The organism is Parafannyhessea sp. (assembly GCF_051876455.1).
GTDB lineage: Bacteria > Actinomycetota > Coriobacteriia > Coriobacteriales > Atopobiaceae > Parafannyhessea.
The window spans coordinates 3,699-6,646 of sequence record NZ_JBJEHW010000010.1 but is presented as its reverse complement, the minus strand read 5'-3'; the positions used below and the strand labels follow the sequence as shown (position 1 = coordinate 6,646).

Here is a 2,948-nt window from a genome sequence, read left to right as displayed (position 1 = left end):
ATAATAGAGCGACATTCTCGGGATGTCATCAAGTACTACGAGGGCATACCTTGCCAGTCTGTGGGGGAGGCTCTTATCTCTGCGACATCCACGCTCGGAATCGAGAGGTCGCAACGTGCATCTGAGGAGGCTGTGCGTAGGGGTTATATCAGCCAGAGCGAGAAGGACAAGATAGGGAAGGAGCTCGGTCGTGACCAAGAGACCCAACAGCATGCGTCATCTCGATGACGCAATCCGGAGGATGTCGGATGGTCCTGCTGGATTCGTTCAACTTCGTACTCTACTCGCCAACGCCATCGTCGCTCAGATGCTTCCCGACGGGGTCGTGAAAGGTGGAAGCGCCATCAAGGCTTCGGCCGACACCTGGGAGGGCTGGATGCGTCCGGCCCTCCTTTGCTGTGCCGGGACCAGCGAAATTGAAAGTTGCAAAAATAGTAAATTCCCAAGCCGCTGACGGCTTGTCAGCTACCGCTCGCCGCTGGTCCCAAAAGGCGTGCACCGCTTAATGGCACATTTTCTCACCTCATTTACCAGCAAAAAGAAACAAAATAGCAAAAAACGTCCCACACGGCGAAACTCACGCCGCTCCGTTGTTCTTACGTCTTCGCGCCTCCGTCCGTAGCATGCGTGTCATCAGATAGGCAAGCGAGCAAGAAGGACGTGAGCACATGGTCAAGCTGGGCAAGCAGGCACGCAGCGTCTCCATCGTCGGTGTGGGCTGCACGCCGTTCAAGAACTTCGAGGATCATCCCGAGACCAAGGGCATGAGCGAGGGCGACGCCTTTGGCTATGCCGCGCTGGAGGCGATCGAGGACGCGGGCCTCGCGCCGCGCGACATCCAGTACTTCTACCACGGCGCCGCGAACCCCTTCATGATTGGCGACTCCCTCACGCCGAACATGCAGGTCGCAGACTGGTTCGGCGTGCGCGGGCTCGGCTCCGTGCACCACTCCGAGGCGTGCTGCACGGGCTACGTGGCCCTGCAGGAGGCCGTGCAGGCGGTTGCCTGCGGCACGTACGACATCGTGCTTTCCGGTGCCGTCGACCTCGCGGCGTCGCTTCCCGTCGTGGACGCGCCGGGCTGCTTCCGCCGCGACTTCCCGCTCGAGGAGATGCTCCCCTCGATCCCCAAGGTGTACGACCGCGCCTACGGACGCCCGCTCGACTCCGCCTTTGGCATCAGCTTCGACAACTGGATCAACAAGTACCGCTGGGACTTCGACCTCTCCGCGGAGGACATCGACGTGGCACTCAACGGCATGTCCAAGAGCCTCCGTCGCGACGCCGTGCTCAACCCGCTCGCGTTCTACGACACGGACTTCGACGATGCTGCCAAGGCAAACGGCCTGCCCGATGCCGACGCGTTCCTCTCGTCCATGTTCAACCCCAAGGTCACGCAGTACCTGCGCGTCACCGGCTTCGAGACCAAGTGCGACGGCGCGGCCGCGATCGTCGTGATGCCCACTGAGATGGCGGTGGCCCGCGGCTACGACCACGTGCCCATCGACGTGCTCGGCACCGGTGCGGCCGCCTTCGAGGGCGCGACGCCCGACAACGAGTACATGGGCACCAAGGAGGGCACGCGCCAGGTGTACGAGCTCACCGGCGTCAGCCCGGACGAGATCGACCTTCTCTTTGTGAACGACTTCTTCCTCGCCGGCGACATCGTCGCGGCCGAGGAGGTCGGCTACATCCCGCGCGGCGAGGCCTGGCAGTACGCACGCGACGGTCGCTGCGGCTTTGACGGCGACAAGCCCATCAACACGCATGGCGGCCGCTGCAACTTTGGCCACGCGCACGGCGCCTCGGGCGTGGCGGACATCGTCGAGGCCGTGCGCCAGATGCGCGGCACCGCCGGCCCTGCCCAGATGCCCAACGTCCCCAGGACCACGTTCCTGCGCGGCTTTGGCGGCGGCCAGAACATCCGCTGCCAGATTCTGCGCACGCACGAGTAGCCCTACCAGCATAAACACCTAAAGGAGGAAGCCATGCTTCTTACAGACATGGAGCCCATCGTCAAGAGGTTCTACGACGGCGTCGCAAAGGGCGAGTACTGGGGCCGCAAGTGCGTCGAGTGCGGCGCGATCGAGTTCCCGCCCCACCTGGGCTGCAACACGTGCGGCTGCGGCCACACGGAGTGGGTCCAGCTCTCCGGCCACGGCACGCTCGAGTCGTTCGTGGTGCCCGGCATCCAGAACGACAAGCCCTACCTCAAGGCCGTCGAGCCCTACGGATACGGCAAGGTCAAGCTGGACGAGGGCCCGGAGTACACCTTCGTGGTCTTCTGCGGCAAGAAGAAGGTCGTCAAGCACCTGCAGGAGCGCCTGTACAAGGACCACGAGGTCATCGGCGTGCACGCCAAGCCCATCGAGCGCGTGGTACCGCTCAAGCCAGGCTCCGACCAGACCGTCACCTGGAGCGAGCTCTGCTTCGAGCTCGACGAGGTCCAGGACGCCTAGCGACCCATCGCACCACCAAGCCAACGTTCATCAAACAGGAAAGGAACCACACCATGACCAAGCAGGAGCTGCAGGACAAGCTGGCGGGCTTCGCCAAGACCGCGTACCAGTACCAGGGCGACATCACGGCCGACACCCCCTTCGACGAGCTGGGCAAGGAGTCCATGAAGATGATTGCCCTCACCTCGCTCATCGAGGACGAGCTCGACGTCGAGGTCACGATCCACGAGGTCATGAAGATGAAGACCTTTGGCGAGCTCGTCGACCGCGTCGAGGAGGAGTACGAGGAGTAGCCGGGCGAGAAGGACGTGCCGCCTTTGTCGGGAGCCTCCCGCAAGGCGGACGTCCGCAACGGCAGCGGGCCCTGCCCGCGCCACCTCACGCACAACGGAACCAAGTGATTCGACCCAGGGACGGGGCGACCCGCGCGGCCGCCCCGTCCCTTACCGATTGGAGGGACCCAGCATGGGCCTGATGGAAGACGTTCGC

At 63.5% G+C, this 2,948-nt stretch carries 4 protein-coding genes; all 4 read left to right on the top strand.

Annotation, left to right across the window (positions count from 1 at the left end; genetic code table 11):
• On the top strand, window positions 1-228 hold a 228-nt coding region (locus ACI38Z_RS00505), incomplete at its 5' end, for a hypothetical protein (protein ID WP_439788235.1).
• Window positions 229-668: 440 nt separating this feature from the next.
• Complete coding sequence (locus ACI38Z_RS00500) at window positions 669-1,955, top strand: thiolase family protein (protein ID WP_439788234.1); 1,287 nt, start codon at window positions 669-671, stop codon at window positions 1,953-1,955.
• A gap of 33 nt (window positions 1,956-1,988) precedes the next feature.
• Complete coding sequence (locus ACI38Z_RS00495) at window positions 1,989-2,459, top strand: Zn-ribbon domain-containing OB-fold protein (RefSeq protein ID WP_439788233.1); 471 nt, start codon at window positions 1,989-1,991, stop codon at window positions 2,457-2,459.
• Window positions 2,460-2,512: 53 nt separating this feature from the next.
• Entirely contained in the window at window positions 2,513-2,752 is a 240-nt protein-coding gene (locus tag ACI38Z_RS00490; protein ID WP_439788232.1) for an acyl carrier protein, read from the top strand.
• Window positions 2,753-2,948: the final 196 nt, after the last annotated feature.

Excerpts from the sequence above, each read along its gene's own strand:
- ACI38Z_RS00500 (WP_439788234.1), top strand. The coding sequence starts at position 669 with ATGGTCAAGCTGGGCAAGCAGGCACGCAGCGTCTCCATCGTCGGTGTG.
- ACI38Z_RS00495 (WP_439788233.1), top strand. The coding sequence starts at position 1,989 with ATGCTTCTTACAGACATGGAGCCCATCGTCAAGAGGTTCTACGACGGC.
- ACI38Z_RS00490 (WP_439788232.1), top strand. The coding sequence starts at position 2,513 with ATGACCAAGCAGGAGCTGCAGGACAAGCTGGCGGGCTTCGCCAAGACC.